The 4009-nt window shown below is 74.1% G+C and carries 5 protein-coding genes; all 5 read left to right on the forward strand.

Going from position 1 to position 4009, the window contains the following annotated elements:
- Positions 1 to 236: 236 nt before the first annotated feature.
- Complete coding sequence (locus tag VGD85_RS08220) at positions 237 to 1169, forward strand: ABC transporter ATP-binding protein (protein ID WP_331062967.1); 933 nt, start codon at positions 237 to 239, stop codon at positions 1167 to 1169.
- A complete protein-coding gene (locus tag VGD85_RS08225) occupies positions 1166 to 1957 on the forward strand; it encodes an ABC transporter permease (protein ID WP_331062968.1) in 792 nt (263 codons plus the stop codon). Before VGD85_RS08220 ends, VGD85_RS08225 begins: the two co-directional genes overlap by 4 nt.
- A 14-nt stretch (positions 1958 to 1971) precedes the next feature.
- Positions 1972 to 3075, forward strand: coding sequence for a sensor histidine kinase (locus VGD85_RS08230; protein WP_331062969.1), 1104 nt, complete (start codon positions 1972 to 1974; stop codon positions 3073 to 3075).
- Complete coding sequence (locus VGD85_RS08235) at positions 3072 to 3677, forward strand: response regulator transcription factor (RefSeq protein ID WP_331062970.1); 606 nt, start codon at positions 3072 to 3074, stop codon at positions 3675 to 3677. Before VGD85_RS08230 ends, VGD85_RS08235 begins: the two co-directional genes overlap by 4 nt.
- Positions 3678 to 3694: 17 nt before the next feature.
- Positions 3695 to 4009 (forward strand): hypothetical protein (locus VGD85_RS08240; RefSeq protein ID WP_331062971.1); only part of this gene is annotated, 315 nt, incomplete at its 3' end.

The raw sequence follows: 4009 nt of genomic DNA on the forward strand, positions 1-4009 counted from the left end.
CCCCACCGCGGCGGCGGTCGCCGGCGCGGGTGCCGGGGACTCGCCGTCACATCCCACCGTGGTCGCGGCCAGCAGCAGGGCGAGGGCCAGCGCGCGCATCATGCCCCTGGGACGGGACCCGGGTCGCGGAAGTTGCCGTGAGATCTGCCCATGACATCTGCCCGTGACATCTGTCATGTCGACCTCATGACGCCCGGGCGAGGGACGAGCGCCCCGCGGCCACGAGGCTGGGGCCCATGACCTCCATCGAGACCGTTCGCGCGGGCAGCCCGGCCGGCAGCCGACAGGTCCCGGCGGTCCGCCTCGCGGGAGTCACCAAGGACTTCGGCCCCGTGCACGCCGTGCGCGGGATCGACCTGGAGCTCCGGCAGGGCGAGATCGTCGCGTTCCTCGGTCCCAACGGCGCCGGCAAGACCACGACCATCGACATCATCCTGGGGCTCTCCCGGCCCACCACCGGCACCGCCGAGGTGCTCGGCCTGGCGCCGCGCGAGGCCATCGCCCGCGGCCTGGTCTCCGCCGTCATGCAGACCGGCGGCCTGCTCAAGGACCTCACGGTCCGCGAGACCGTGGCGTACACCGCGAGCCTGTTCGCCGACACCCGACCGGTGGCCGAGGTGCTCGAGGACGCCGGCATCACCGCGATCGCCGACCGGCGTGTCGCGAAGTGCTCGGGCGGCGAGCAGCAGCGGCTCCGGTTCGCGATGGCGCTGCTCTCCGACCCTGCACTGCTGCTGCTCGACGAGCCGACCACGGGGATGGACGTCGAGGGCCGTCGCGCGTTCTGGTCGGCGATCCGCCGCGACGCCGAGCAGGGCCGGACCGTGCTGTTCGCGACGCACTACCTCGAGGAGGCCGACCAGTACGCCGACCGCATCGTGCTGGTCAGCCAGGGCCGGGTCGTCGCCGACGGCACCGGCTCCCAGATCAAGTCCCTCGCCAGCGGCCGGACCGTCCGCGCGACACTGCCGGGCGCCGACCCCGAGCAGCTCACCGGGCTGCCCGGCGTCACGGGCGTCGACCTCCGCGGCGACACCGTCCTGGTCCGCACCCGCGACAGCGACGCCGTGGCGCGCCACCTGCTCACCCACACCGACGCCCGCGACCTCGAGATCACCTCCCACGGACTCGAGGACGCCTTCCTCAGCCTGACCGGAGACGCCCGATGAGCACCACGACCACCGCGATCGACCCCACCGTCCGCCGGGTCCCGCCGCGGGGCGGCTTCAACCGGCGGGTGCTGCGCATCGAGCTGCTCCGCATGGTGCGCAACCGCCGCACGGTCGTCTTCACGATGATCTTCCCGGCCGGCCTGTACTTCGCGATCACCGGCAGTGACACGACCTGGGACACTCCGGTCGGGTCGGGCAACGAGGCGGCGTACATCCTCATCTCGATGGCGCTGTACGGCGCCGCGCTGATCGCCGCCGCGTCCGGGGCCATGGTCGCCACGGAGCGTGCGCTCGGCTGGTCGCGCCAGCTGCGGCTCACCCCGCTCAACCCGGTCGCCTACGTCACGATGAAGGCGCTGGTCGCCCTCGCCATGGGCGCGCTCGCGATCGCGGTCGTCAACGCCTGCGGCGTCCTCCAGGGCCGCGCCGAGATGCCGGACGGCGTCTGGCTCGAAGCGGCGGCGGTGACGTTGTGCTGCACGCTGACGTTCGCGGCGCTGGGCGTGTTCATCGGCTACATCGTCCCCGGCGAGAACGCGATGCAGCTGCTGGGTCCCGGCCTGGCCCTGCTGTCGTTCCTCGGCGGCGTCTTCTGGCCGCTCACCGAGGGCAGCGGCCTGTGGCACGTCGCGGTCTTCACCCCGATGTACGGCGTCGCCGAGGTCGCCCGGTCGCCGTTGACCCACGAGCTGCCGTGGTACGCCCTGGTCAACGCCGTCGGCTGGCTCGCGCTGTTCGTGGCCGGCGCCGCGTGGCGGATGAGCAGGGACACGGCCCGCGTGTGACTACCCTTCCGAGCATGAGCGAGACCCCGCCCAACCGCATCGGTCGGGCGGGGCCGCTGTTCGCGGGCATCTGGCTGTTCTTCCTCGTCGACCCGCTGGTCGAGGGGTGGGCGCACCGCGACGAGGCCCGCGGCGTCGCCGGGATCCTCGCCACGGTCGCGTTCGCGACGGTCTACATGACGCTCTGGATCCGGATGCGCCAGGACCGCGCCCGCCTGGTCGCCGATCCTCCCCTGCGGTTCACCGCGCCGTACCTCGGCGCCCTCGTGGCGCTCGGCGGCGTCATGGTCGGCTGCCTGGGCGAGCAGGGCATGGCGAGCGTCGTGTACGTCGCCGTCGCCTCGGTCATGGTGTTCCCGCTGCGGCTCGCGGCGCCGGTCGTCGTCACGCTCGTCGCCGGCACGCTGGGGCTCAGCGCCGTCGAGGACTGGGGCAGCCAGGTCGGGCTCGCCTTCGGGGTCATGGCCGCGTCGGTCGCGATCTTCGGGTTGCGCACGGTGATGAGCCGCAACATCGCCCTGCTCCGGGCAGAGCAGGAGAACGCCCGCCTCGCGGTCGAGAACGAGCGCACCCGCTTCGCCCGCGACCTGCACGACATCCTCGGACACTCGCTGACGGTGATCACGGTCAAGGCGGAGCTGGCGCAGCGGCTGCTCGACCAGGACACGGCCGAGACCCGGGACCGGGCCCGCACCGAGCTCGCCGACCTCGAACGGCTCAGCCGCGACGCGCTCGCCGACGTACGCCGCGCGGTCGAGGGCTACCGCGACCTCACCCTCCCCGGCGAGCTGGCGCGGGCCCGCGCCGCGCTCGCGGCCGCGGAGGTCGAGGGCCACCTCCCGAACTCCGCCGACGACGTGCCCACCGAGCTGCGCGAGCTGTTCGCGTGGACGGTCCGCGAGGGGGTCACGAACGTCCTGCGCCACTCCGGTGCGCGCACCTGCGAGATCCGCCTGACGCCGACGAGCGCGGAGGTGCGCGACGACGGGCGCGGCAGTGCTCCGACCACCGGCGGCGGGTCGGGCCTGGCCGGCCTGCGCGAGCGCGCGGCCGCGGCCGGCGCCACCGTCGTGACCCGAGACCTCGCCCCCGGCTTCTCGCTGCGGGTGGCCCGATGATCCGGCTGCTGCTGGCCGACGACCAGGCCCTGGTGCGCGGCGCGCTCTCGGCTCTGCTCGGTCTCGAGCCGGACCTCGAGGTGGTCGCCGAGGTCGGCGCCGGCGACGAGGTGCTGCCCGCGGTCCTCGCCCACCGCCCCGACGTCGCGCTGCTCGACGTGGAGATGCCGGGCATCGACGGCATCACCGCGACCGCCGGCGTACGCCGCGAGGCGCCCGGCACCCGGGTGCTGATCGTGACCACGTTCGGGCGACCCGGCTACCTGCGGCGAGCGCTGCAGGCGGGGGCGTCGGGGTTCGTCGTCAAGGACACCCCCGCGGCGCAGCTCGCCGACGCCGTGCGTCGGGCGCACGCCGGGCTGCGGGTCGTCGACCCCGCGCTCGCCACCGACAGCCTGGTCGCCGGCGAGTCGCCGCTGACCGCACGGGAGACCGAGGTGCTGAGAGCGGCCCGGGACGGCGCACCCGTCGCGACGATCGCGGGGCGGCTGTTCCTCTCCGAGGGCACCGTCCGCAACCATCTCTCCGCGGCGATCGGCAAGACGGGCGCCAGCAACCGGGCCGAGGCCGTGCTCACCGCCGAGGGCAACGGCTGGCTGTGACCCTCTACGGTGGTCCCATGCGCCCGGTCATTCTCGGAACCCTGGCTGCCCTGGCCGCCAGCCTGCTCACGCCTGCCGCCCACGCGCAGAGCCCCGACCACCCGTCCGCGTCCGTCTCCTCGCCGAGTGCGTCACCCAGCACCGCCCGGATGGTGCCCGGTCTGAAGGTCCGCCGCCTCGTCACGGGACTCGACCATCCGTGGGACGTGCGCCCGATCGGCGAGGGCCGGCTGATCTTCACCCAGCGCGACCGGGCGACCGTGTCGATCTGGACCGGCGGCCACACCCGCCGGGTGCGCGGCTTCCCCAGCAGCTCGGTGTGGGTCTCCGGG

It is taken from the genome of Nocardioides sp. (genome assembly GCF_036401255.1).
GTDB lineage: Bacteria > Actinomycetota > Actinomycetes > Propionibacteriales > Nocardioidaceae > Nocardioides.

What these genes read in the sequence shown, in the direction of transcription:
- VGD85_RS08235 (WP_331062970.1), top strand. Translation starts at nt 3,072, where the DNA reads ATGATCCGGCTGCTGCTGGCCGACGACCAGGCCCTGGTGCGCGGCGCG.
- VGD85_RS08225 (WP_331062968.1), top strand. Translation starts at nt 1,166, where the DNA reads ATGAGCACCACGACCACCGCGATCGACCCCACCGTCCGCCGGGTCCCG.
- VGD85_RS08220 (WP_331062967.1), top strand. Translation starts at nt 237, where the DNA reads ATGACCTCCATCGAGACCGTTCGCGCGGGCAGCCCGGCCGGCAGCCGA.
- VGD85_RS08230 (WP_331062969.1), top strand. Translation starts at nt 1,972, where the DNA reads ATGAGCGAGACCCCGCCCAACCGCATCGGTCGGGCGGGGCCGCTGTTC.